Annotated in this window: 28 protein-coding genes; 19 read left to right on the top strand and 9 right to left on the bottom strand. The window is 44.3% G+C overall.

Annotated features, from left to right (window positions below):
- Positions 1-191 precede the first annotated feature (191 nt).
- Together J2Z18_RS12510 and J2Z18_RS12505 are read left to right on the top strand one after the other, a co-directional pair.
- Positions 192-782, top strand: coding sequence for a hypothetical protein (locus J2Z18_RS12510; RefSeq protein ID WP_007127820.1), 591 nt, complete (start codon positions 192-194; stop codon positions 780-782).
- 96 nt (positions 783-878) lie between these two features.
- Positions 879-1,346 carry an NUDIX domain-containing protein gene (locus J2Z18_RS12505; RefSeq protein WP_007127821.1) on the top strand — a complete coding sequence of 156 codons (468 nt, stop codon included), beginning with the start codon at positions 879-881 and terminating at the stop codon, positions 1,344-1,346.
- Positions 1,347-1,621: 275 nt separating this feature from the next.
- Here J2Z18_RS12505 and J2Z18_RS12500 read toward each other — a convergent pair whose 3' ends face one another.
- The 5 genes from J2Z18_RS12500 to J2Z18_RS12480 form a co-directional block, all read right to left on the bottom strand.
- The gene (locus J2Z18_RS12500) at positions 1,622-1,969 is read right to left on the bottom strand and encodes a YkgJ family cysteine cluster protein (RefSeq protein ID WP_083832582.1); all 348 of its coding nucleotides are present in this window, start codon (positions 1,967-1,969) and stop codon (positions 1,622-1,624) included.
- 368 nt (positions 1,970-2,337) lie between these two features.
- Positions 2,338-3,039: an ABC transporter permease gene (locus tag J2Z18_RS12495; RefSeq protein WP_007127822.1), complete on the bottom strand. Its 702-nt coding sequence runs from the start codon at positions 3,037-3,039 to the stop codon at positions 2,338-2,340.
- Positions 3,040-3,051: 12 nt separating this feature from the next.
- Positions 3,052-3,954, bottom strand: a complete 903-nt coding sequence (locus J2Z18_RS12490; protein ID WP_100085151.1) for an osmoprotectant ABC transporter substrate-binding protein — start codon at positions 3,952-3,954, stop codon at positions 3,052-3,054.
- 47 nt (positions 3,955-4,001) lie between these two features.
- The gene (locus J2Z18_RS12485) at positions 4,002-4,667 is read right to left on the bottom strand and encodes an ABC transporter permease (protein ID WP_007127824.1); all 666 of its coding nucleotides are present in this window, start codon (positions 4,665-4,667) and stop codon (positions 4,002-4,004) included.
- Between the two features lies 1 nt (position 4,668).
- Positions 4,669-5,826 carry an ABC transporter ATP-binding protein gene (locus J2Z18_RS12480; protein WP_007127825.1) on the bottom strand — a complete coding sequence of 386 codons (1,158 nt, stop codon included), beginning with the start codon at positions 5,824-5,826 and terminating at the stop codon, positions 4,669-4,671.
- Positions 5,827-6,689: 863 nt separating this feature from the next.
- On the opposite strand from J2Z18_RS12480, the gene J2Z18_RS12475 reads away from it, so the two are divergent.
- Positions 6,690-7,178 (top strand): NUDIX hydrolase, encoded by a 489-nt coding sequence (locus tag J2Z18_RS12475; RefSeq protein WP_007127826.1) that lies wholly within the window; start codon positions 6,690-6,692, stop codon positions 7,176-7,178.
- A gap of 932 nt (positions 7,179-8,110) precedes the next feature.
- On the opposite strand, the gene J2Z18_RS12470 is transcribed toward J2Z18_RS12475, so the two are convergent.
- Positions 8,111-8,785, bottom strand: coding sequence for a TetR/AcrR family transcriptional regulator (locus J2Z18_RS12470; RefSeq protein ID WP_007127828.1), 675 nt, complete (start codon positions 8,783-8,785; stop codon positions 8,111-8,113).
- 156 nt (positions 8,786-8,941) lie between these two features.
- Between J2Z18_RS12470 and J2Z18_RS12465 the strand changes: the two genes are divergently transcribed.
- From J2Z18_RS12465 to J2Z18_RS12425, 9 genes are all read left to right on the top strand, one after another.
- Positions 8,942-10,651 carry a DHA2 family efflux MFS transporter permease subunit gene (locus J2Z18_RS12465; RefSeq protein ID WP_007127829.1) on the top strand — a complete coding sequence of 570 codons (1,710 nt, stop codon included), beginning with the start codon at positions 8,942-8,944 and terminating at the stop codon, positions 10,649-10,651.
- 156 nt (positions 10,652-10,807) lie between these two features.
- Positions 10,808-11,227 (top strand): hypothetical protein, encoded by a 420-nt coding sequence (locus J2Z18_RS12460; protein WP_040737880.1) that lies wholly within the window; start codon positions 10,808-10,810, stop codon positions 11,225-11,227.
- Positions 11,228-11,394: 167 nt separating this feature from the next.
- Positions 11,395-11,724 carry a hypothetical protein gene (locus tag J2Z18_RS12455; RefSeq protein WP_007127830.1) on the top strand — a complete coding sequence of 110 codons (330 nt, stop codon included), beginning with the start codon at positions 11,395-11,397 and terminating at the stop codon, positions 11,722-11,724.
- Positions 11,725-11,798: 74 nt separating this feature from the next.
- Positions 11,799-12,329, top strand: a complete 531-nt coding sequence (locus J2Z18_RS12450; protein WP_007127831.1) for a hypothetical protein — start codon at positions 11,799-11,801, stop codon at positions 12,327-12,329.
- Between the two features lie 52 nt (positions 12,330-12,381).
- Positions 12,382-12,894: a ClbS/DfsB family four-helix bundle protein gene (locus J2Z18_RS12445; protein ID WP_007127832.1), complete on the top strand. Its 513-nt coding sequence runs from the start codon at positions 12,382-12,384 to the stop codon at positions 12,892-12,894.
- A gap of 12 nt (positions 12,895-12,906) precedes the next feature.
- Entirely contained in the window at positions 12,907-13,404 is a 498-nt protein-coding gene (locus J2Z18_RS12440; RefSeq protein WP_007127833.1) for a GNAT family N-acetyltransferase, read from the top strand.
- Complete coding sequence (locus J2Z18_RS12435) at positions 13,401-14,309, top strand: aminoglycoside phosphotransferase family protein (RefSeq protein WP_007127834.1); 909 nt, start codon at positions 13,401-13,403, stop codon at positions 14,307-14,309. The genes J2Z18_RS12440 and J2Z18_RS12435 overlap by 4 nt, the downstream gene beginning before the upstream one ends.
- 74 nt (positions 14,310-14,383) lie before the next feature.
- A complete protein-coding gene (locus tag J2Z18_RS12430; RefSeq protein WP_007127835.1) occupies positions 14,384-14,845 on the top strand; it encodes a hypothetical protein in 462 nt (153 codons plus the stop codon).
- Positions 14,846-14,934: 89 nt separating this feature from the next.
- Positions 14,935-16,119: an alanyl-tRNA editing protein gene (locus J2Z18_RS12425; protein ID WP_007127836.1), complete on the top strand. Its 1,185-nt coding sequence runs from the start codon at positions 14,935-14,937 to the stop codon at positions 16,117-16,119.
- Between the two features lie 203 nt (positions 16,120-16,322).
- Here the strand turns inward: J2Z18_RS12425 and J2Z18_RS31035 are convergent, their stop codons facing one another.
- Positions 16,323-16,406, bottom strand: a complete 84-nt coding sequence (locus tag J2Z18_RS31035) for a putative holin-like toxin (RefSeq protein WP_138919308.1) — start codon at positions 16,404-16,406, stop codon at positions 16,323-16,325.
- Positions 16,407-16,610: 204 nt separating this feature from the next.
- Between J2Z18_RS31035 and J2Z18_RS12420 the strand changes: the two genes are divergently transcribed.
- From J2Z18_RS12420 to J2Z18_RS12410, 3 genes are all read left to right on the top strand, one after another.
- Positions 16,611-16,958 (top strand): DUF4260 domain-containing protein, encoded by a 348-nt coding sequence (locus tag J2Z18_RS12420; RefSeq protein ID WP_007127837.1) that lies wholly within the window; start codon positions 16,611-16,613, stop codon positions 16,956-16,958.
- 87 nt (positions 16,959-17,045) lie between these two features.
- Positions 17,046-17,504: a hypothetical protein gene (locus J2Z18_RS12415; protein ID WP_007127838.1), complete on the top strand. Its 459-nt coding sequence runs from the start codon at positions 17,046-17,048 to the stop codon at positions 17,502-17,504.
- A gap of 134 nt (positions 17,505-17,638) precedes the next feature.
- Positions 17,639-18,043, top strand: a complete 405-nt coding sequence (locus J2Z18_RS12410; protein ID WP_007127839.1) for a YhfM domain-containing protein — start codon at positions 17,639-17,641, stop codon at positions 18,041-18,043.
- A gap of 228 nt (positions 18,044-18,271) precedes the next feature.
- On the opposite strand, the gene J2Z18_RS12405 is transcribed toward J2Z18_RS12410, so the two are convergent.
- On the bottom strand, positions 18,272-19,240 hold the full coding sequence (locus J2Z18_RS12405) for an LCP family protein (protein ID WP_007127840.1): 969 nt from the start codon (positions 19,238-19,240) through the stop codon (positions 18,272-18,274).
- Positions 19,241-19,695: 455 nt separating this feature from the next.
- Here J2Z18_RS12405 and J2Z18_RS12400 point away from each other — a divergent pair, with 455 nt between their 5' ends.
- Positions 19,696-19,854 (top strand): hypothetical protein, encoded by a 159-nt coding sequence (locus J2Z18_RS12400; protein WP_167324074.1) that lies wholly within the window; start codon positions 19,696-19,698, stop codon positions 19,852-19,854.
- An 83-nt stretch (positions 19,855-19,937) separates the two neighbouring features.
- On the opposite strand, the gene J2Z18_RS12395 is transcribed toward J2Z18_RS12400, so the two are convergent.
- Positions 19,938-20,378, bottom strand: coding sequence for an SgcJ/EcaC family oxidoreductase (locus tag J2Z18_RS12395; RefSeq protein ID WP_007127842.1), 441 nt, complete (start codon positions 20,376-20,378; stop codon positions 19,938-19,940).
- A gap of 155 nt (positions 20,379-20,533) precedes the next feature.
- Here J2Z18_RS12395 and J2Z18_RS12390 point away from each other — a divergent pair, with 155 nt between their 5' ends.
- From J2Z18_RS12390 to J2Z18_RS12380, 3 genes are all read left to right on the top strand, one after another.
- Positions 20,534-21,016, top strand: coding sequence for a MarR family winged helix-turn-helix transcriptional regulator (locus J2Z18_RS12390; protein WP_007127843.1), 483 nt, complete (start codon positions 20,534-20,536; stop codon positions 21,014-21,016).
- 150 nt (positions 21,017-21,166) lie between these two features.
- Positions 21,167-21,442, top strand: coding sequence for a hypothetical protein (locus J2Z18_RS12385; protein ID WP_007127844.1), 276 nt, complete (start codon positions 21,167-21,169; stop codon positions 21,440-21,442).
- Positions 21,443-21,504: 62 nt separating this feature from the next.
- Positions 21,505-22,011, top strand: a complete 507-nt coding sequence (locus J2Z18_RS12380) for a DUF6985 domain-containing protein (RefSeq protein ID WP_007127845.1) — start codon at positions 21,505-21,507, stop codon at positions 22,009-22,011.
- Positions 22,012-22,034 lie beyond the last annotated feature (23 nt).

Raw genomic sequence — 22,034 nt, 5'->3', positions numbered from 1 at the left:
ATACTTAATGCGGTGTCGTGTTGAATAAAATGTACAAAAAAGCAGTTCAGTATTCCTCAATAGCTGATCTGAACCAACTCAATATGAGTTGCTTCACTTTTACTTTGAGTTTAAAGATACATTTTCAATTAAATCGGAGATTCATGAAGGGTAAGAAACGCTCTCAGAAAAACTATGCAAAGGAGATAACCATGGGATCTAGAGTCATGCATTATTGTATAACTGCACGTCTTGCTCAAGAGTTACAGATTGATGATGACCAATTTTACTTAGGCGGGATCGCGCCAGATGTACATAAAAATATGAATACACCAAAAGCAATTTCTCATTTTGTGAAGACTAATAATGACGGGCAAATTACAGCAGATTACCTTGGATTCAAAGATAAGTACCTGAGTTCTATGAATGAACCATTTTACCGCGGATACTTCTATCATTTAATATCGGATGTTATTTGGGTCGAAGACATTTATAACAAGAAAATCAAGTGGCTGCCTCAACCGGAAAAGAAGGAAGCGCAGTTAAAGTATTATCGAGATTTTTGGAGACTAAATGGAAAACTGATTGACCATTATTCCGTCTCTTATAGACCGATGGAAGTAAAGCCCATAGAGATTGAAGAGATTGATTATAGATACCTCCCAGATTTAATTAAGGATATTGAAGTTGATTTTGCTAAGAAAGATGAGGCGAAGGAGCAAGAATTAGAGATTCTTGATTTGAAAGAAGTCATCGAGGTACTTGAAAGAACCGTTAGGGAATGTGTTGCAATTTCGAGATGAGGCATAGACAATTTGATGTAAGGCATAAACATCCATAACAATGGCTTACGCTGCCTGCCGGCTGAGGCGAAGCTATATAACACGAAGGAGAAAAACATGCACCATATAAGAGTTAGAGCATGTGCACTAATCATTGAGAATGATTCGATTTTATTAGTTGAATTTAATGATGAACATGGCGTTCATTACAATTTACCTGCAGGTGGAGCGGAACCAGGTGAATCCATAGTTGAAGCCGTCAAGCGAGAAGCGCGTGAAGAGGCAAATATAGACGTTGAAGTGGGGCCATTAGCTTTCGTGTATGAATATGCCCCTCATTTAAACGCTTATAATCATGGAACAGGGCATAGCTTGAGTTTAATGTTTGATTGCAGAATTTCGTCCGGAAGCCCAGCTTTACCAGCGAAGCCAGATCATAACCAGACCAACGTTAAATGGGTTCAAATCGATAAATTAGATGATATAGTACTCTATCCAAACATTAAAGATCATATTAGGGATTATGTGAACAACAAGAGAAATATTGAAATTATAGAAGAATTTAAGCTAAAGCAGTATAAGTGATTACCAATGGCTTAAATGACTGGTTGAAGGAATCCCCGACTTGAAGATAGGAGAGAACTGGACGAGGCTGGAGGAAATATTTCAAGAAATTGAAGTCACTCGATGCTAACCACTAATCAGGACATCCAACCCAGCACGGAGCGTCAACCGAAAGAAAAGGGCGTCTCGCAAGATCGTGATTCGCTCCCCTCGGCGATAGAAATAATAAAACCTGGTGCCGTAAGGGGAGCTTCGCAATTTGGTCGAAGTATCGATAACAGCACTATGGAATCGCCTCAATCAAAATCCTTCCAAGTGAAATCCACGCTTAATAGACCGATCGGCCGTTCGTTAGCTTCGTATTTTTGGGCAGAGGCCGTTTGGGGGCTTTTAAAGCAGACCAAGTTGTTATAAAAACCGAATGCATTGCAAATGGATGGCCGTACCGAATGAATGCCGCATCGATCATGTCGTTCGTCAAAGAAGATGCATGTTCCGGGAAAACGCTCCTGGTTCCGTAATTCCAAACGTTGTTTAGCAGGCATTTTCCGGATGGCCTTTTTAATTTTCACTCGTTCTTGTTGAGTAATCGGAACAGGTCCGCAGCACATCCCTTTACAGCCTTTACAAGGCAAACTTTCCATCTCCATCATCTCCATTCCATTATAATCCCTAGCGTTCAAACATGCAGACACAACAAAAAAAGCCTTTAGATCGGCTCAAAGAATGGCTCTTTAAGCGTTCTAAAGACTATAGTCGACGTGTGCTTATATGGTATATTGTAGCATTTTGTTTGAATCCTTAGCAAGGGTTGAACAATTCCCGTTCAATATTCTGAACTCATTGAAGGGTCCGAGCCATCACTATGACATGCTCAATCTGTTGATATCACTTTCAAGTGATGTCACCCAAGCGGAGCATCCGACACCCGAAAGACGGGGCACCTCGCAAGATCTTAGATCTTTTCAGGACACCCCGTGCAGTAGTAATGCGCTTTTACATTTATCAACCATTAGGCCGGCTTCTGTGCTTTCGCAGCAGATGGAGCCGCACCGTCTGACTTTCGTTTGGACAGATCCATTTTACGCTGCAAAATACCAAGCACAACATCCGCGACAATCGCCAGCACCGCGGCAGGAATGGCGCCTGCAAAGATTCGCAGGGAGTTATTGCTGTTCAGCCCAGCATAGATCTCCCGCCCCAGCCCGCCTCCTCCAACGAGGGGAGCAATCGTGACTACGCCGATGGCAATGACGGCTGCAATGCGCAGTCCCGACATGATATACGTCAGTGCAAGCGGAAAACGCACCTGGACCAGCAGTTGGAAGGGGCTCATGCCAATGCCTTTTCCCGATTCTAGGTAGCTGGCCTCCACCTGTTGTAACCCAACATACGTATTGCGCGTGATGGGATTCAATGAGTACAGGAAGAGTCCAACCATGACCGTTGTCGTTCCGAGACCCATCCATAACATGAGCACCACTAACATGGCCAAGCTCGGCACCACTTGAAGGATGTTGGTGATAAACAAAATGATTTTGGCTGCCCATTTGCTTTTGGAGCACAGGATGCCCAGCGGCACGCCGACGATGAATGCCAGTCCCAGACCGATAGCGACCATCATGATATGCTGGAGGAAGTACTCCCAGAGCAACCCCTGATTTCGTGATATATACGACAAAAAGTCTGCAAATGTTAAATGTTCACTTTCCATGCTTACCCTCCTTTAGCTGTTCAAGAGACCCTGCTCTTTCAAGTACGCGATGGCGACCTCCCGCTCGCTTTTCTTCTCAATGTCCACCTGATAATTAAGCGATATCATCGTATCCGCATCCAGGCGACCGATTAAAGGCGCAATTGCCTCCTCAATTTCAGGATGCTTTTTCAATAGGTCTGAGCGCAATACCGGGCTTGCATCATAAGGAGGGAAGAATTGCTTGTCATCCTTAAGGGTTTGCAATTCGTAGGCTTTCAGCCGGGAATCCGTCGAATAGGCTAGCACGATATCCACCTGCTGATTGGCTACCGCGCTGTATACCAGACTGATCTCCATGGGGAAAACCTGTCCGAATGTAATGCCATACGCTTTGGAGAAGGCCGGATATCCATCGGTGCTTCGCTCCAGCCAGGTGGTGTCTACTCCAAGCTTCATGTTGGCCATGTCTTTTTTGACATCGGAAATTTTGGTATACCCATTGGTTTCGGCAAGATCCTTTCTTACCGTGAATGCGTACGTATTCTCAAAGCCCAAAGGATTCATCCAAGTGAATCCGAAGTGTTCCTGAAATCCTTCTTGCGCTTCCTTCAAGACCTTGGCACGGTCTTTGCTGCCGCTGATCGGGAAATGGTTGTTGAAAATCTCACCGGTATATAATGTCGCCATTTGAACATCGTTATCTTTCATCGCATTGATGACCAATGAACTGGATGCCAGATCCGGGATAATATCCACGTTGAGATCGGTTTGGTCTTCAATCAGGGCTTTGTACATCTCGGCAATAATCTTGGTTTCGGTATAGGTTTGAGTCCCGATTGTCATGTCGCTTTGAATTCCGCATGCGGAGGTAAAAGCAGCCAAAGTCAACATGCAGGCTAACATCGGGATCCATCTCAGCTTGTTCAGATTCATCACGCCTTCCTTGTTCCGTCCGGTTTGCTGCCTACGGCTGATGTGACTCATACCGCAGCGTCCCGGGTCTGGTTCTGATGGTAGTGTTTGCTAAGCCAGCCCTCAAGCAGGCCAAGCAACGCGTCAGCTACAAGTGCCAGGAGAATCGCACCGATGCCGCCGACGAATATCATCTCGGGCTTGTTCACCCCAAGTCCCGATACGATAAGATGGCCTAACCCGCCAGCGCCAATCAAGGAAGCCAGCGTTGCCCAGCTGATGATATACACCGTCGTAATGCGGATGCCGGACATGATGTAAGGAAGCGATAACGGAAGCTGAATTCTCAAAATCGTTTGAGCAGTGCTGTATCCCATCCCCCTGGCCGATTGAAGCACGCCTTTATCCACGGAGTGAAATCCGTCGTAGGTATTCCGCAGGATCGGCATCAGGGAGTATAGAAACAGGGCTAGTACGGCCGGCTTCATGCCGATGCCGAGCAGCGGAATCAGAATCGCGAGAAGCGCCAGGCTGGGAACCGTTTGAAACAGGTTTGCAATAAAAAAGACGAAACGATTGATCCAGCCTACCCGGTTATACACGAGCAGAATGCCGATCGGTACGGCAATGACCGTCCCCAAAAGCACGGCAGAGGAGGAGAGGACCAGATGCTCCTGCAAAGCCTTCAGGATATCCGGATAACGATCCGTGATGAAACTCCAAAATGCGTTCATATCACTCACCCTCTCCGTTCTGCTCCGGAGGAACGATCGTTGGATATACCTCTGCCAGATGTTTAACGACGCTGCCTCTTGTAATGAGTCCGAGGAACCGGTTATTGCTGTCGACTACGGGAAGGTTGCTGAGCTGATGGCTGTCCATGATCTCAATAGCCTGGGCAAGCGTGCTTCCCGAAGCCACCGAATAACGAACGGGATGCATAACGTCCGCTACGGTTTTGCCTTCCTCGCCGTATTGGTCGAGCACCCGGTAGATCGAAACCGCTCCTTGAAGCTGCCGGTTACGGTCTACGATCAGCAGCGAATCGACCCGCTTACTTTCCATCATCTTGATGGCTTCCGCTAATCCTCGACTCGGGAATGCAGTGACCGGGTTCGTAATCATGACTTCATCTACAAGCGGAATCTCATAGGTGCTTTCGTTTTGCAGACGCTTCGAGCCGATAAAGTCACGTACAAAATCATTTGCGGGATGACGTAAAATGGTGTCCGGTCTGCCCGTTTGAATCACTTCACCATCCTTCATCAGAACGATGGTATCCGCAATTTTAATAGCTTCATCCATATCATGCGTCACAAAAATAATGGTTTTATTGAGCTCCTGCTGCAGCCGGATCAGCTCATCTTGAAGCTGCTCACGGCTGATGGGATCAAGAGCAGAGAACGGCTCATCCATCAGGATGATGTCCGGATCGGCCGCAAGCGCACGTACGACGCCCACACGCTGCTGTTGCCCGCCGCTTAGCTCGGATGGATAGCGTGTGCCATACGTTGTATGGTCAAGCCCGACCATGTCGAGCAGCTGGTTTACTTTTTGTTCGATTTTATCTTTATCCCACTTCTTCAGACGCGGAACCACTCCCGCGTTCTTGGCGATATTCATATGCGGAAATAATCCAACGCTTTGAATGACGTAGCCGATATTGCGCCGCAGTTCAACCGGATTCAATCGGGAGATATCCTTGCCGTCAATCAGTACTCGGCCAGATGATGGCGTGTTGAGCGCATTGATCAGCTTCATCGTTGTCGATTTGCCGCAGCCGCTCGGTCCGATGAGGACGGTAATTTCCCCTTTTTTGAATTCAAGATTAATGTCTTTCAACGCGTGAAAGCCATTTTCATAAACCTTGTTTACATGCTCCAGTACTATCATTCAATCGCCCCTTTACAAGCAGTATCCATATTATGCGGAGCATTTGGCATATCATCCACGGGGATCCCAAATTCGTTGTGGGGGAAGTTCAGTATCAGAGCTCTAGATGGCGACAGCCTTGTTATGTAGACATAGAAAATGAAGCGAACGAGTTAGCAAAAGCCTCAAAATGGATAGGATTAGACGCGTTTTTTTTAATGGTGGAGAAAGAATCAAAGAGGAAGCCCGGAGGGGACTAACAATGTAAGCCCAATAATCTTCGTTACGGCATTGACTTATATCGAAAAAATTCCACCTTTATCTGCAGTGTAGTTGTCCCAACAGTATAATCCCTTATTACACCCATTCGAAAATGTATGCCAAGACTGTGACCCCCTGGTCGTACACGGGAAAGTATGTGTCTCATACATGAATCTCTGATATGCCTGAAGTCAGGCAGCTATGTTCTAATCAACTGCCTTCCCCAGCCCCAATGGATCTATGCAAAATGCATAAGCTAGCAAATTGTCCCTTAGGAATAGGTCCGTATGCCCGCAATAATATGTTTAATACCAATACCCATTTTGCTTTGGAATGAAACAAGTAGTTCGAAAGATCGGTGGGTTGCTGGTGCTTGGGGTTCAGATGGGGATGAGATAGGCTTTCTCCTTAGAGAGCAAGCCATACAAACTGAAGGGGATAAATCAAGTCTATAAAGAGGCTTGGATGATGGGGCATAAGTCTATTACTAGGGGTGTTTACTAGGGACGGGAATACACGTAATATGGGAGTTGTAATGAAGTTTGGGAATAAGTTGTTAGGTGAAATTGCTGAAAAGTCAAAAGATTCAAGGTTGTTTTTATAAATATATATAGGGGGGCTAAATGTACAAGTATGCACTTTGCTTCATAAAAAAAGGAAGTAAATTACTCATGTTGAATAGAGATTCAGCTCCGACAAAAGGATTATGGAATGGAGTAGGAGGAAAAATTGAAGGGAACGAATCACCAACTGAATGTGTAATACGAGAATCCTTTGAAGAAACTGGAATTGTTTTAGAGAATGTAGCGTATAAAGGCGTTATCAGTTGGATTGCAGATGCAAGTTATTCAGGTGGGATGTATGTTTTTATAGCAGTAATTCCAGATGATTATCAATATATTACGCCCAAAAAAGTAGATGAAGGTATTTTAGATTGGAAGGATATTGAGTGGATATTGTCGGAAGGGAATTTGGGGGTCGGGGAGATGATTCCACAATTCCTACCGAAGGTCTTAAGCAGCGCTGAATGTTTTGAACATAAGTGTATCCTTGAGAATAATAAATTAATTTATTACGATGCAGTAAGATTACGGCAGATAGAGACAATATAAAAGATTGTTTTGGATAAGGAAGTCACCAACCTCTGCTAGCAGTCTATTCTCGCATTGAATCCTCACGGCTACTCGTTCGTCAAGGAGGCATCTCGGAATTTTCATGCTACTTATATAATGGTTGAGTAAGCCTGGATGCAATAAAAAGAATAAGGACAACAAGGTAAGACAAGGGGGATATCAAAATAGAAGATGATAAAACATCTGTTGAATTTTCTATTAAGCCCTTCACCAAATTCAGATTTTACTGAACTAGAGGTTATTGAGTACGAAAGAATGATACCTAGGCTCTTTAACGGTGAATTTGGCTATGACTCAATTTATCCTAAATATCGTTTTCTTAAGTATCTAGCTTTAAAGAATCATGTTTTGTTTCACGGATCAAATAACTCACAAATTGATATCGATCCGACATGGTCTATATTCATGCTGTATTTGATAAAAGTAAACAAGACGGAAGTTTAGAAATGGATGTTTAATTTTCAAGATAAAAAGTATCACTTTTATTCATTGAACGCATCGACAATGCTGAATAACCCTTGGACAAAAGGAACGATATACATATTACCACAAGACAAATTTAAAAAGTCTGATAACAATATAGTTCATTTTAATGAGTGGGTTTCACACGAGCATGTTAAGCCGATAGCCCGATTGGAAGTTGGAATTGAAGATTTCTATTTTCGGGATAAGGTTTCAACCCATAAGGATAACGAGTCCTTGCTAAAGACGTGGCTGCTTTATAAAGTTAGATCGAAGAGGGCAAAGCCAACAATGGCTAGGAACAGCAGATAACAAAGTATTATCTAACAGGAGCTAAACTGAATCTAAAGATGAAGTTATGTGTTTCGAACATTGTCTATTCTTTGAACCAATAAAAGCTGCCCCCAGCTATGCGGGCAGCTTTTCCTATTTCCAGAGGAATTTCCTCGCTACTCCTCCATAGATAGTCCGAGCTCTTCGTTCTGCCTTTCTTGCAGAGCTTCCTGCGGCCACAAATAAGAGTGCAGCATATCGATCGTTTCTTCAATCAAACGCTCCCGGCTGATGCCCGTACCGCCGAAAGCTACGGCTTCAACCACCCCATGCGCTGCAAGAATAAGGACCGTCGCCGCTGCGTCCGGGTCCTTGATTCGAGTCTCCTTCTGCCAGGAGCGAAGAAGTCGGGCCGTAAACTTATAGAAGAACCGCATCTCCTTGTCCGCCATGTCCTTAATCTCAGGATATGACAGCGCCATGATGTCCATTTCCCGATGAAAACCGATGTCCACCTCGTGAGCCTTAATCATGATCTCGATCACGTCCCGGATCAGTTCCCGTTTGTTCTGGCTGCTATTCAGTTGAAGAGCGCCGTGACCTCGGAGAATCCCTGTGAATCGTTCATGGAAGAGAGCCAATGCGTCTTTGAAAATTTCCATTTTATCAGTGTAATAGGAATAGACACTGCCAACAGCTACATTCGCTTCCTTCGCGATTTCCTTTGTATTCGTGGCGTGGAAGCCTTTCTCCGAGAAGAGTTTCATGGCCGCCGCAACGATCTTTTGTTTCGTTTCCATGCTTCGCTGCTGCTGGGGCACGCGGGTCTTATCCTGATCTTTCTCTGCCATTTTCATCACCTACGCCTAATTGTATTTCTCCTCCTTATCCAAAGTCAACGAAATTATGAATCATAGTTCACATTTTTATTGACAAAAATGAACTTTAGTTCATATAATCCGATTAAAACGTGAACTAAAGTTCATGTTAAAAAGGAGAGGGTTACTTTGTCTAAGCTTACCGGTATCCGCCGCGGGATTGCATTTGCCGCCATTATCTTGGGGTACTTCATGGCACTCCTGGATACGACTATCGTTAACGTCACCTTGCCGGAGATGACCCGGCAATTCAACACCGCCATGGACGATATGTCCTGGATCGTCAATGGTTATAACCTGGCCTTTGCCGTCTTCTTGATCACGGCTTCCCGAATCGCTGATCAGTTCGGTCGTAAGCGTCTTTTCCTCGTCGGTACAGCGTTGTTTGTCGTTACTTCGATTCTGTGCGGACTGTCAACCTCTGTCGAAACGATGGTCTTCTACCGAGTCTTGCAGGGCATGTCTGCAGCGATTGTCGTTCCGGTTACGATTCCCTTGGCAGCTGACTTGTTTCCGAAGGAAAAACACGGCATGGTCCTCGGCATCTGGGGGGCCATCTCCAGTCTGGCTGCTGCCAGCGGACCTACCTTGGGTGGCATTTTAACCAATTCCATCGGTTGGGAAGCTATTTTCTTCGTGAATGTCCCTATTGGGATAGCTGCAATCTGCCTGGCAATCCCGTTGATCCGTGAATCCTTCGACACTTCCGCGGGACGGAAGATCGATTGGCTGGGCGTGTTGACCCTTTCTGCCGCGATGTTCTGCATAACCTACGGATTGATTAACGTGAGCGAATGGGGCTGGGATTCGTTGAAATTTATCGGGTACATGGCTGCTTTTCTCGTTTTTATAGTTCTCTTCTTAATCGTTGAGCTTCGTACGTCTGTGCCTATGCTGCCCTTGTGGCTGCTGCGCATACTCCCCTTCAACGGGGCAGTGCTCACACTTGTGATGATTGGTGCGGGCATTACTGCCTCAACCTACCTGATGTCGTACTTTCTGACCGGGATTCTGGGCAATAGTATCCTGGAAGCAGGGATCACCATCTCTGCCATGTCACTTGCTTCAATGGTGATTTCCGCAATAGCCGGAGGAATGTCCAACAAGTATGGCAGCCGCTGGTTTGTCACCGCGGGAATGGGGATATTAGCTCTGTCTTTCTATCTGTATGGATCGCTGAATGCGGCATCCACCGAATGGAGCGTGGTCTGGCGGCTGATCTTGACAGGTGTGGGCATAGGTCTCTCTGTCGCTCCCGTTATGGGCGCCTCCATCCGCAACGTGCCGGAAGAGAAGATCGGCATCGCCTCGGGTATCATGAATATGTCTAGAGCGATCGGCTCAGTTCTGGGCGTAGCTATTTTGGTTTCTGTGCTAAATACGGCGTTAAGCCATTACAGTGGGGAGGCTGTGAACAAAATAAAGCTGCAAATCGAGAGCAGCGCCGACCTCTCGGCGGAGGCCAAGGAGGTCATCCTGGAGCAGGTGGGGCGTATGGTACAAGAGAAGTCCTCAGCCGGTGCTAAGAACGCCGAGGGGGCGATCCTCCTTCAACTGGATACCATGGAGAAGGCTCTATTGTCCGAGGCGGATGAATCGGTAAAGCAGGAGCTCCAAGCTGCTTTCACGCAGCAGCGGCAAGAGCTGGGGCAGCAATTATCCCAGGTGAGCACGGATTTGCAGGATGCGTTCGTTGCCTCCTTCAGTCGGACTTTCCATGCGGGCGGATGGTTTTTGTTGCTAGGGATCCCCTTTGCCCTGATTTCTGATCGTCGAGGTGGAAAGCGTCTGATGACTGATCCATCTATGAGGGCCTTCGCTGCCAACGAAGATGCGTGATGGGTAGAATGAATTTGACGGAATTGAGGTGGATCGTAAAGGATCTGTCCGCTGCCGGAGAAAGGTTTTTGGACTTGCCATCGAGAATAAAGAATAAAGCAATTCAATGAGGGATCGGCGGCAGAGTCGATCCTTTGCTTTCGATTGGAGGTTACGATGAAACAAGGTAAGAGCTATCTAATTGCAGCTTGTGTGTCCTTGCTAGTTCCAATCATTCACCTTGGTTTTTTAGAAATCAGCACGAACATAAAAAATTCAAAACAAAATCACGATCCAAATCTATTCGGTCAAGAGATCGTTATAAATACAGATATCACTGATGCCTTTTATTTATATTGGTATTCATATACGGCACCAGATTTCGTCCGTGATTACTTCTTAACATTGTTGTTCTTCATTGGGATTTTTTTGTTTCGGCGAATATTCAGAAGAGAGAAAGGACTCGACTCACTTGCAATTGACATGTATTCTCGCTTCGGAGCTGCCTCGATCTACTCTCGGTCGCAAGGAAAATTTAAAGGCGTCGATTTAAAGAAACATCAATGTGGGAGAGTGTTCATTGAGACTATACTGTAACGGAAGGAGGGCTACCTATTAAATATAAATCAGAGAACACGATTGCCCATATCTCGTTGCATGACTGCATCATTGCATCAACCTCAACTGAAGGGCAGAATTTATCGGTAACATTTGAGCACATAGATGTTTTATCGGATCACCCTCTTAACTACACGGGGATGGCTATGTATTCTGGAGAAGCAACGTTAACTTTTGTGGATTTTGAAATTGTGGAGTCCATTTTATTTGATACTTCAGAAGTGAAGAATAAGAGAAGAATTGTTGTAGAAATAAATGCTCAAAAGAGGGAACTTCATTATTCTGATTTGTTAGTTGATTTTGAAGTGCTTAAGGATGAGGTACTCAATAAGGAGGGGAATTATCTATTTCATAGATTTGATGGAACAACTTCAAAAAAGTACAATTCTGATTTTGGATATTGGGTTATCAAATACAAGAAACTGATTATGGAATGGGACGAATTAATAGATAAAGCGTGGTTTGAAGAAAGGTAGGATTTTATTTCCCCCACGGAAAAAAGGCAAGCTGCTTGATAAATTGAACGAAGCAACAAGTACTGGAGGACGGTATGGGAAACACGATTTCACTACCCCCAAGATTCAAGGATGTAGTTGAACCAATAAGTATGTCAAATGGATTAACCTCCGTGTTTATTGAGGTTTTAGTTATTAGCGGTTCCATGCTGGCTGGAACAAATCGAGAAAAAGAACTGATTATCTGGCTAGCACAAAGGGATCAGTCCGTCGTTGGAATAGGGACCGTTGGTTTTGATATCGATGAAATGCCTTGGACGGTCAATTCCTTTGCAAGTGAGAAGGATTTTATGATGCGAACGATTTCGCATGCGGCAAAAGGCTTAGGGTGGGAGAAATTAAGCTATGAACCACGTCAAGACCAGGTTGTTCATTGTTTGAAGCAGTTTGACTTCATGATTCAGGCGTTTAATCAAGAAGATGTGAGCATGAACAATTATATAGAGTGGGCAGAAATTGAAGAGGGTGACGATAACCCCACGATCCCAAGAGGATACCCTAAATGTGAACAACATAATATCTATTTAAGTTGCCATGGATGTATACTTTGTAATAATGGAAGTTGATTTGGAGAGTAGAAGGGATATAGAACCAAAGATAGGTGTAAGGAGTTTTAGGATGCCGACATATGAAAATAAACAAGCGCTTATTGATGAAATTGTGAGAACCTATCATTTACTTGATCAAGAGTTCGACGCCGTGCCTAAAGATCGTGAATGTTATCGAGTCGAAGAGGTAGACCGGACTCCTCATGAAATGCTTGCCTATCAGGTAGGCTGGCTGACCTTATTATTAAGCTGGGAAAGGGATGAATTCGCTGGCCTGGAAGTGATCACCCCGTCCCCACTATATAAGTGGAACCAGTTAGGGCTGTTGTATGCGCACTTTTACGATACCTATGCCGGTAGTTCATTGCATGAACTGCGCGCTCTACTCCAACAACGCGTAGAAGAGGTATGTCAATGGATTGAGCAGCTTGAAGATGAAGAACTTTTCTCCCCAGGCAAACGAAAGTGGGCTGCCACCAGCGCAAACTGGCCAATATGCAAATGGATTCATATTAATTCTGTTGCTCCGTTTAAAAGCTTTCGAACCAAAATCAGAAAATGGAAGAAAATTGTGTGCGTATAAAGGAGAATTTCTATGATCTCAATCCAAGAAATTGAATACGAACAAAAGTCCATCTTACGCAATCTCCTCGAATTATATAAATACGACTTTAGTGAATTTGATCCAGAAGATGACTTGAATGCCAATGGATTATATGAATATAAATACTTGGACCATTATTGGACGGAAGACGGAAGATACCCATTTTTCATCAAGGTCGATGATAAACTGGCGGGGTTTGCTTTAGTACGGATGCATGGTACTGAATTAAATGAAAACATTTATAGTATGGCCGAGTTTTTTGTCATGAAGAAATATCGAAAACAAAAAGTCGGACAAACCGTTGCACATGAGTTGTTTAATCGCTTTAGCGGCATTTGGAAAGTTGCTCAAATTGAGGCGAATCAACCAGCTCAAGACTTCTGGAGAAAAACAATTGACCGTTATACAGACGGAAACTATCAGGAAATACGAGAAGAGGGTTGGGAAGGTCCTATACAAACATTCTCGTCGGCAGCCCGACAGTCATGAATGATTATTTAAGAAAAGAAGATCGCCAGAAAATTATCGATTGTTTCGGCAAGAGTTATTATGAGAAATTGGTGGAGCATCTCAATATCTACTCTAGTCGATGGAAATTACAAGATGTTGATTTTATACCTTCGTACTCGATGAATTGCGTATTCAAATGCTACTCAGAATATTATGGTAATGCGGTTTTAAAAATTGGGGGATCGAAGAGAGCGGTAACCGCCGAATACCATACTTTGCGTGAATACGATGGCTGGCGTCTATGTAAAGTGTACGATGCAGACATCTCAAACGGCGTGATCCTTGAAGAGGAAATACAACCGGGACGATCCTTATTCCATGGAACTTCGCGTGATCAAAGAATTTCCATTTTTAGCTCTTTATTTAAGGATATGCACATTCCTCCACAAAATCCCGGCCATTATCCAACCTATAAAGACTGGGTAATCAGGAGTATTAACTACATTAGCAGAAGAGAAGACTGTACGGATCTATTTCCCCATATAGAAAAAGCGCAGGAACTATTTTCGTCAATCACTGAGAAGTATGCACGAAACATGCTGCTACACGGTGATCTTCATCATGAAAATATCCTTTCCAACCATGCCGGCGAATACATCATCATCGACCCGAAAGGAGTAACCGGTGATCCTGTCTTTGATATTTCACGTTTCATCCTTAATGAGTTTAATGATACCTTCTCTATAGATCTATACCTGGAAATTGAAGCTTTTATATCCGCATTAGCAAAATCACTACATATTCCTTGTAGCATCCTTAAGATCTGTCTATATATCGAAACGACAGTATGGTTGTGTGATGAGTTGCAACAGGGCGTACCTATTCATGAGTGTTCGTATCTTATCGGCAATATTCTTCATGCAAAATCGATGTTATCAAATTGACCAAAGCAATGATAAGAGTCGCCGTTTTGTGAATCCCAAATGTTTGTCTATAACAGGAAGAGGGGGAGGGTGTTTTGGAAGCGGATATGAACCAGAAGTATGAAATCAAATTTCCCTTATCGATGTATCTTCAAGTCATTTGTTATAGTATAGTTTCATTGTTGATGTTTAAGCTGGTATTCGTCGTTGATTCATTTTTCCTTGCGGTATTTCTATCTTTCCTGATCTCGGTTCAAGTAGGAGGAATAGCCGTCTTAATCCCAAGAATGCTTAGAAGAAACAGTGAGCTGGAAATTACCCCTAATAAAATTCGGATCAATCGGAAGGAAGTCTCTAAGGAAGACATTGAAAAGGTCATCATCGACGATTCTTTTACACAGAGCATTGGTATCAAGCGATACGGCAAAAGGTTAATTCTAATGGATTTACATTTCAGGTTCAAAAATAAGGAAGAGACTAATCTAGAGGAATTAACAGTGTGGGCACGTGAAAATGGAATTGCTGTAATTCGCGGGAAAATATTTAGATGGGTATAGATATTGGGTCCGTACATACTGAAGCGCTGTACTTTTAAATAAGAAAATCATACTAAAATAAATCATCCAGAATAGTGAGGACATAGAAGATGACAAAGAAGCTATATTACGAATCAGCCTATATTCGGGAGTGGGGGACGCGAATCACGCGCAAATGGGAGCGGGAAGATGGAGCTTATCTGGTCTTGGAGGCGACGGCATTTTATCCGCACGGCGGAGGGCAGCCGTGTGACCTGGGATGGATCGATGCCATCCCGGTGCTGGATGTCGTTCTTGAAGAAGGAGAGATTCTGCATAAAGTGGAGCGTTTCCCTGAGAAGGAAGAGGTTCAATGTCGTTTAAATTGGGACCGGAGGTTTGACCACATGCAGCATCATAGCGGTCAGCATCTGCTGTCCGCCATGTGTTTGGAGGTTTGCGAGGCGGAGACGCTCAGCTTCCACCTGGGCCAGGATTACGCCACCGTTGATATCGCACGAGCGGATCTGTCTCCGGACCAGTTGATGATGCTCGAGCTCGAAGTCAATGATCAGATATACCTGAACCGCAAGGTGACGAGTTATTTTGTGACCCGTGAGCAGGCAGCCGTCCTCCCGCTGGTGAAACAGCCAAAGGTATCTGAGGATATCCGGATCGTTGAAATTGAAGGGATCGAATATAACCCATGCGGAGGCACCCATGTCTCAGCCACAGGTGAGATCGGCATGATCAAGCTGCTGAGAGCAGAGAAGCAGAAGGGACATTTGCGCATTTATTTTAAATGCGGTTATCGTGCGTTGAAGGAATTCAATGCCGGAATGGACATTCTAAGCAGCCTATCCGCTAGGTTCAATACCTCGAAGGAAGAGATTCTGGACCGGATTGCAAAATGGGATCAAGAGCAAAAGCAGCTCCAGACGGAATTAAACGCCGTGAAAGCCGAGAATGATGCCTACCTGGCCGAGAAGCTATTGGCTGGACGTCAAAGCGGCCTGATCAAGCATGTGTTTGCGGACAAGCCTCTGAAGGATATGCAGAACCTGGCGGCCAAGCTCACCGACCAAACTGACGTTATCGTGCTTTTTGTGTCCAATGCAGACAACAAGGTGCTTCTTGCTAAAGGGGGAAAGCGCGAGCTCGCCTGCGGTGCGTTCTTCAAGCAGCATCTAGCTAATTATAATGGTAAAGGCGGAGGAAGCGACAACATGGCGCAGGCCGGTTTTGCCACTGAAGAGGATGCGATGGCGTTTTACCATTTCACGGCGCATTCATTGTCATCGGTTGAAGGGGAATAAGGGAATTAAGGCGGATTGTGATAATAAAATGGACAATTAACTCAAGAAATAACCCCTATAAATATGTTATAAAATGAAGTATACTGAGGTAAGAAAAAGTAAGGAGTCGTGCGGGAACACGACTCCAGTGTACAATAACTGCATAAAGAGCAGTCGGCCGCTAAGTGGTGGTCGAAATAGACCGTTACCTTAGGGAGGGCGGTCTATTTCTTTTTCATGTAGGTTAGGAGCGCCAGAATGAACATGCCGAACATGAACATTAAGGAAAGTGTGTCATAGACCTCCATGGGCATCACCTCCCTTCATGGAGACTAGCCAACCGCCCTTTTAGCCGTACATTGTACTCGAAAAATTCTCAGAGACAGATGAATATTGAAACAACACACGACCCGGCCTAAGATAAGAGCTATCTATGGTCGGGTCTCGTCGTGGATGCCATTAAACGTTTTAAGACAGAACGAAGCAAGTGAAACTATTTGCGGGGGGACAATATGAATAAGAAGATCATAAGACTTGAAGGATTATTGGTTTTTCTAGCTTGTATTTATGCTTTTGTTCTTAATGATTATAAGTTAATTTGGTTTTTTGTACTTCTGCTATTTCCGGATTTATCCATGATCGGATATATAAAAGGAAACAAAGCAGGTGCTGTAACCTACAATCTTTTTCATACATATTTATTAAGCGGATCTGTTTTAGTAATAGGGATCATAATGAAAAGCGATATTTTGATTCAGCTAGGAATCATTTGGACCGCACATATTGGAATTGATAGACTAATGGGGTATGGATTGAAATATACAACGGATTTTAAAGATACGCACTTAGATAGGCTATAAGAGGTACTTTATAAAAGGTACTGGTCATAATCTTGCGATTGAAGAGCCGCTTAGTCATGTAAAACGAACGCATGAAAGGAATTACGAATGAAGAAATATACTGAATTTTCTTTTTACCTGCCGTTTTTTGATTTGATCGATGATCCCGATGAGGGATCCCAATTCGAACAGTTAATGGGGCAGCTGCATATAAGTTTCGATATAACCGCGTTATATCAGCGATATCTTTCTTATGGGGCAGGAAAAGGAGATATTTTTGTATTTATCAAGGAAGACGATAGGGACAGCTTTATATTCATTGATTTATTTAACGGCTTTACCGATCAGCATAACATGGTGAAATTAGGGGTTCGTTGCGACAGTAAGCTGGATGAGAAGATCAGGAACCTGCTATACCAGATATACTCCCAGGCAGAGCTCACGAGTAAATTCATTGAAAGTTATGATGATTTGCTCAAGCTTGAGACCTGCAGCGGGGATTATCCCAAAGAGATTCGGTATGGAGATTATACTTACATTAAAAACATTCATTATAACGCCATCTAGTGATGTTCGTGCTGCAAGGCCAGTTAATGCCCGCTGGGTTCAGCTGCATGTATAAGTAGAGAATAGGCCTCCAGATAAAATATTTGTAGCCGTTAAAAAAAAGATTTTCAAAACGCTGCGGATCGAGGTGAATCATGAAGAAGATCTCCGTGATGTTTCTACTTATGGCCTTCTTATTTTTGGGTTGTCAGAACAATGACACTAAAGATGATAACTGGGGAAGTAATCATCTTATTAGAAGTGGAGATATAATTGATATCATCATAAAGGATAAGGATGAAGCAAATAGAACATTGTCCCCAACAGAGTTGCAGGATTTTATGAATATAATTCATGGTGGCGTATACGAGATCGGACAGCTTGATATTGGTCCAGCGGATAATGTGGTTGAAATGGCAATGAAGAATGGAGAAACGAAGAAGCTATCGTTATGGCTGGATCAGGGTGAAGATTTATTTGTGGATCATGATGATAATGGGCATTACAAGCTGTTATTAGATGAGGATGAACGAAATAAATTGATCGATATCCTTCATTAATAAGTTACTAGAAGAATACTCAAGCGATTGAGCTCGCGAGGGATTACTTTGCTGATCACAAGGGTCAGAACATCGCGGAAAACTGTAAGAAGCTTAGGGAATCCCTAAGCTTCTTTGTCCATTACAGGAATCATACGTCACATCACCCAAAGGAATACCCTGTCAATCCCCAACAACACTGCTGCAGTGATTGAACAGAACCTTTTATAATGTAAGGTCCTTATCCCATTATTCGTTCGCGCTCGTATCCGCATTAAATAATTCCTTAACATAGGCTTGGAGCTTGCTCTTATTCACGCCGAGCACCTGGGCATGTCCTACCTTTTCATTCGTTAACAACGAGAAAGGGGGAATCTGCTGCTCATCAATATGGTCCAGATCGAGATCGAAACCTAAAGCGGCCAGCTTCAGCATTTCTTTTGGTGATAAATCGGTTTCGATGTAGGGGCTGATGGATTCCAGAATACCGGGAAGCTTGATCAGACCCGTGGTTGACTGCATTTTCTTAGCGATTTCAGAGATCAGCTTGCGCTGACGCTCCGTACGCGCAAAATCCGACCTTGCCTCTTTCCGGAAACGCACGTATTGCAGGGCCATGTTACCGTCAAGATGCTGGTACCCTTTTTTCAAATCGATGTCGTATAGGTGCTGATCGGCTTTGCTTGTGTAATGCATATCTCGCTCTACTTCGATGTCAACCCCGCCAAGTGCATCCACAAGAGCAATAAAGCCGACAAAGTCGGTATAGACGTATTTATGTATCGGGATATCCAGCAGCTCGCTGACGGTTTGTCTCGTTAGATTCGTACCGCCGTAGGCAAACGCCGAGTTTAATCTTCCTTTTCCATGTCCCGGTATGTCTACGTAAGTATCCCTGAGAATTGAAAATAGATGGACTTTTTTCGAAACGGGATCGATGGATGCCACCAAAATCGAATCCGATCTCCCGGAATCCTCCCCGCGGGAATCTCCTCCGAGCAGAAGAATATTGATACGCTCTTTTCCTTCCCATTTCGGGATCTCAATGGTCTGATCACCATCCGTGGAGGAATTCGACGACGTTGCTATTGGCGGCCGGTTCGATGCAATGGAGATGCTGTTCGTGAAGTGGACAATCGAATAGAGATAATACGATATGACGGCTACCACACTAAGTAACAATACGCTCGAAAATATCTTTAACCATTTCTTTTTCATCGTTCTAGAACCATCCTAACCTCATAAAATCAGTGCCACAGCACTTTAACAGATGATCTCCATCGGGACGAGTCCGTCACTGTAACATTCGGTACGAATGAACATTATACATTTCGCTGGATGATATCGGAATTGAATTACCTTACACTTTCCTTACAAAATCGTAATATAAGGTAATGAAGGACGAATTCATATGCTTCAATTGCCGCATCCGGTACGGGGGGCAATATTGATATCAGCGCAGCAAACCGTAGAAAAACCGGGAAACCTCCCGTCAGCCATTGCGTAATTGACTTTAAAATGAGAGACCAAGGCTAAGTTAAATGATAGGGATCATGTGGGAAAAAGGAGGGGGATGTGCGTCTACAAAAGATAGAGATTCCGGCGAGAGCGGATGTGTCGGTCGAATCGGATATGAAGCGGCTGTCGCCGCTATCAAGAAGGCGTGGGAGCGTATGAACGAACTGAATGACCTTGCGCTGGAGCTCGTTGCTAAGGCGCATCCGGGCGAGGATGTAAACGAGCTGGTTCTGTCTAAGTTTGCCGTCGACGAGGACGCCTGCGTGCGCATCGGGTATATACACAGGCGATACCCCGGCCGGGTGGCTGTATAACTACATGTTATTTAATCGAATTGAAGCGAGCAGCCAGCTCATCTATGAGACTTCTTGATGATGGAGGTTTGAGCAAGCAAGCACTAGCCTTGCATGAACGCCGGTTTGCCCTGCTGCATCTCTTGAATGCGGCAATTGTGGAAGGCGGTTATTTTCCATTCCCCATTTTGTTTGATGATCACATTGGAATTGAGTGACCCACGGTCATTCGGATCTTGATCAGGCTCGGCAAGTTGAACCTCCCCGATCGCATGAACGATCGCTACATCCGGTGTAATAAAACGCGGCTGCAGATCCGTGTACGAACGGGACACGAGGACAGAGCCTTTCAGTGGTCCGTTAAACAGCATTTGGTGGACGTCGGCGATTTGTTGTCTTCCTTTCAGGTGCTGGCCGGCGAATGTTACATAATCGGCGTCTTCGGTAAAACAATTCCCGTAAGCTGCTCCATCGCCCTTGTTCCAAGCCTCGCTTAAGCTTGCGAATAAATCACTGATCGCTTTCAGTTCTTCTTGTTTAGCCATTTGAACCAGTCCTCTCCATAGTTAATTTGGTTTGGCGGGTACAGAACCCTTGTGCTATACTTGTGAACAAATAAAATCTTGATCGATAAATAATCTTAATGAATTAAATATCTTGATCAATCAAGATGTTTTTATCTTACCGCGGAGGTTTCACGATGTCAAGAGACAATGTTTTACCGGATGTTTCGTCCTTGCAGCAGGAATTGCTGCTTGAGTTGCGCCAGAACAGCGCACGTGCGGTCATGTTGCATGATTTAATCTCTGAGAAAATGGGTCTGAACGCTACCGATCATAAATGCCTGGACTTTATAAATCAGGCTGGGCCTGTAACGGCCGGGCAGCTGGCTCAATTAACGGGGCTTACGACAGGAGCTGTTACCAGTGTGATTGATCGGCTGGAACAGGCGGGTTATGTCATCAGGGACAAGGACCCCAATGATCGAAGACGCGTCGTCGTCAAGCTCGTTCCGGAACGTTCCGAGCAGGTTGCGCCTGTATTTAAATCGCTCATGCAATCGACTCTTCAGATCATGGGTCAATATACGGATCAAGAGCTGCAATTTATACTGAAGTTCATCAAGCAATGTAATGAGATGACGTTAGACGAGATGAAAAAGCTTAAAGAGGAAAATCCATAAGAAGAATGCTCAGACTACAAACGCCCAAGCCAAAGACAAGAGCTATTAGAGGCTTGGGTGTTTCTTGAATAACCATAACTAAAAAGGGTTCTAAATTTGTTTTTACAAGAAGGATCTAAAACATGAGAATACAATCAAAGGACGTTTTCTATGGCGATATGTATTGAATTCGAATTAGTAGAGTTGAAGGGATCAGCTGCCGAATATCGGTTTGGAAGCTGTTTGAACGAGTTGACCGGCCTTTTTGAGGTCGATCTTGAAAAGCTGGTAAGCGGAGAGATTACATGGGATACACCCATGGAACAGGTTGTTATCTTATTAAATAATAAGCAAAGTCAGGCAATGGCCAATCGGGCGTTCAGTAAAATTTTTAAACACTACAAGAAAACAGGCCAATATTTAACGCATGGAGGATATTACGCCTGAAGGCGTGGTGAATCGGTTATCACTGTGTACTGGGATGCGTAGATTATGGAGGAGGGCGTATTATGACGGAAGGATTTCATTTAGAACAAGTTGGATCAGAAGATCCAGAAGATGAATGCAGAATGTCCGGGTTTGGGCAGCTTGCTTTATTCCAATGCCAAGTCGAATATCACTTTAATACGGAAGATATGCGTGTGAAGGAAGCAGAAGCATATATTGATACCGTGTTGAATGCTTTGTCGGCTGAAACGATTGATGAAATATGCGAGCGAGCATGCGAGTGGAAAAATGAAAAAATGTCCAGTGATACGGCTGATTATCCGACCGGCTTGGCTGAAGCCAGTGGGAGAGAGATATTGGCCTTTATGTCCGTAGGGGATGTTGAGCTTTATCGAAACCCTTACGACCGAAGTGATGATACATTCGGAGCCATTCTGGGTGGAGGAACCGAATGGGACGCTGAAAATGGCATGGAGATCATTATACGGGGCAGCAAAGTTCTTGAGGTGCGCGAGTATTTAGGCTATGGCGAGTATGCCATTTGGGACGAAGAAGAAGCGATGGACTAAGCTTGGCTGTAATTTTTAAACAG

Origin of the sequence: Paenibacillus lactis (assembly GCF_017873605.1) — a bacterium.
GTDB classification, from domain to species: Bacteria; Bacillota; Bacilli; order Paenibacillales; family Paenibacillaceae; genus Paenibacillus_AQ; species Paenibacillus_AQ lactis.
This window is presented reverse-complemented; position numbering and strand designations above follow the sequence as displayed.

Coding starts and splice junctions, on each gene's coding strand:
- J2Z18_RS12510 (WP_007127820.1), top strand. CDS start 192: ATGGGATCTAGAGTCATGCATTATTGTATAACTGCACGTCTTGCTCAA.
- J2Z18_RS12505 (WP_007127821.1), top strand. CDS start 879: ATGCACCATATAAGAGTTAGAGCATGTGCACTAATCATTGAGAATGAT.
- J2Z18_RS12500 (WP_083832582.1), bottom strand. CDS start 1,969: ATGGAAAGTTTGCCTTGTAAAGGCTGTAAAGGGATGTGCTGCGGACCT.
- J2Z18_RS12495 (WP_007127822.1), bottom strand. CDS start 3,039: ATGGAAAGTGAACATTTAACATTTGCAGACTTTTTGTCGTATATATCA.
- J2Z18_RS12490 (WP_100085151.1), bottom strand. CDS start 3,954: ATGAATCTGAACAAGCTGAGATGGATCCCGATGTTAGCCTGCATGTTG.
- J2Z18_RS12485 (WP_007127824.1), bottom strand. CDS start 4,667: ATGAACGCATTTTGGAGTTTCATCACGGATCGTTATCCGGATATCCTG.
- J2Z18_RS12480 (WP_007127825.1), bottom strand. CDS start 5,826: ATGATAGTACTGGAGCATGTAAACAAGGTTTATGAAAATGGCTTTCAC.
- J2Z18_RS12475 (WP_007127826.1), top strand. CDS start 6,690: ATGTACAAGTATGCACTTTGCTTCATAAAAAAAGGAAGTAAATTACTC.
- J2Z18_RS12470 (WP_007127828.1), bottom strand. CDS start 8,785: ATGGCAGAGAAAGATCAGGATAAGACCCGCGTGCCCCAGCAGCAGCGA.
- J2Z18_RS12460 (WP_040737880.1), top strand. CDS start 10,808: ATGAAACAAGGTAAGAGCTATCTAATTGCAGCTTGTGTGTCCTTGCTA.
- J2Z18_RS12455 (WP_007127830.1), top strand. CDS start 11,395: ATGTATTCTGGAGAAGCAACGTTAACTTTTGTGGATTTTGAAATTGTG.
- J2Z18_RS12450 (WP_007127831.1), top strand. CDS start 11,799: ATGGGAAACACGATTTCACTACCCCCAAGATTCAAGGATGTAGTTGAA.
- J2Z18_RS12445 (WP_007127832.1), top strand. CDS start 12,382: ATGCCGACATATGAAAATAAACAAGCGCTTATTGATGAAATTGTGAGA.
- J2Z18_RS12440 (WP_007127833.1), top strand. CDS start 12,907: ATGATCTCAATCCAAGAAATTGAATACGAACAAAAGTCCATCTTACGC.
- J2Z18_RS12435 (WP_007127834.1), top strand. CDS start 13,401: ATGAATGATTATTTAAGAAAAGAAGATCGCCAGAAAATTATCGATTGT.
- J2Z18_RS12425 (WP_007127836.1), top strand. CDS start 14,935: ATGACAAAGAAGCTATATTACGAATCAGCCTATATTCGGGAGTGGGGG.
- J2Z18_RS31035 (WP_138919308.1), bottom strand. CDS start 16,406: ATGGAGGTCTATGACACACTTTCCTTAATGTTCATGTTCGGCATGTTC.
- J2Z18_RS12420 (WP_007127837.1), top strand. CDS start 16,611: ATGAATAAGAAGATCATAAGACTTGAAGGATTATTGGTTTTTCTAGCT.
- J2Z18_RS12415 (WP_007127838.1), top strand. CDS start 17,046: ATGAAGAAATATACTGAATTTTCTTTTTACCTGCCGTTTTTTGATTTG.
- J2Z18_RS12410 (WP_007127839.1), top strand. CDS start 17,639: ATGAAGAAGATCTCCGTGATGTTTCTACTTATGGCCTTCTTATTTTTG.
- J2Z18_RS12405 (WP_007127840.1), bottom strand. CDS start 19,240: ATGAAAAAGAAATGGTTAAAGATATTTTCGAGCGTATTGTTACTTAGT.
- J2Z18_RS12400 (WP_167324074.1), top strand. CDS start 19,696: ATGAACGAACTGAATGACCTTGCGCTGGAGCTCGTTGCTAAGGCGCAT.
- J2Z18_RS12395 (WP_007127842.1), bottom strand. CDS start 20,378: ATGGCTAAACAAGAAGAACTGAAAGCGATCAGTGATTTATTCGCAAGC.
- J2Z18_RS12390 (WP_007127843.1), top strand. CDS start 20,534: ATGTCAAGAGACAATGTTTTACCGGATGTTTCGTCCTTGCAGCAGGAA.
- J2Z18_RS12385 (WP_007127844.1), top strand. CDS start 21,167: ATGGCGATATGTATTGAATTCGAATTAGTAGAGTTGAAGGGATCAGCT.
- J2Z18_RS12380 (WP_007127845.1), top strand. CDS start 21,505: ATGACGGAAGGATTTCATTTAGAACAAGTTGGATCAGAAGATCCAGAA.